General features: G+C 58.2%; 1 protein-coding gene. It reads left to right on the top strand.

The features are described from left to right. A partial coding sequence (locus tag AC097L_RS26145; protein WP_479589600.1) for an ABC transporter substrate-binding protein occupies positions 1-928 on the top strand: 928 nt, incomplete at its 5' end. Positions 929-1,060: the final 132 nt, after the last annotated feature.

Below are 1,060 nucleotides of genomic sequence, written 5' to 3' on the forward strand. Positions count from 1 at the left end.
TGCCAAAGCCAGCAAGGTGACGGTCAAGGGCGACACTTACAACGGTGGCATCGCGCAACTGCGAAGCCAGGTCCAGACCGGCAACGTCTCGTGGGATGTGATCGACCTGCAACTGTCTGACGTCATCCGTGCATGCGATGAGGGGCTGCTCGAAAAGATCAATCCCGCTACCGACATCGTGCCCTCCAAAGACGGCAAAGTGGCCGATGACTTCCTGCCACAGACGCTCAACGAGTGCATGGTAGGTAACGTCCAGTGGTCTGCGATCCTGGTCTACAACACAAGCAACACCGGCGCCACTGCCCCGACAAAAGTCGCCGACTTTTTCGACCTGAAGAAATACCCCGGTAAACGCGGTTTGTCCAAGTCGCCTGAAGGTGCGCTTGAGTGGGCTCTGATGGCGGACGGCGTACCTGCTGATCAGGTCTACAAGACACTCGCCACGGCTGCTGGTGTGGATCGTGCGTTCAAGAAGCTGGACACCATCAAATCCTCGATCGTCTGGTGGGAGGCGGGATCACAACCCCCCCAGTTGCTGGCTGACGGCGAAGTGGTGATGAGCAGCGCCTACAACGGCCGTATCTACAGCGCCATTGCGACCGACAAAAAGCCGTTCGCATTCATTTGGGAGGGAGCGCTCAACAACTCCGAGGGCTACAGCATCGTCAAGGGCACAAAGAACCTCAAGGAAGCGAAAGCGTTCGTGAAGTACGCCACCCAGCCAGAGCAGCTTGCCGCTCTCACCAACCTGACCGCCTACGGTCCAGCTCGCATGTCTGCCGTGGCGTTCATTGATAAAAAGGTTCTGCCATATCTGCCCACTGCACCGAAGAACCTGCCCGGCTCGCTGAACGTGGATCCCGCCTTCTGGGCTGACCATGCCGACGACCTGAAGCAGAAGTTTTCTGCCTGGCTCAACCGCAAGTAATGGTCCCTGAGAGGGGGCGTGAGAGCGGTTTCCGCACCAACATCGAAAGATTGCCACATCCATGTCTGCCGCCTCCGTTCATCAAAGTGCTCCTGACCCACTGGAAAGCGGTCCTTCGGCCCTGAAGGCCAG

The sequence above is a fragment of the Rhodoferax sp. RT5P35 genome (genome assembly GCF_056521385.1).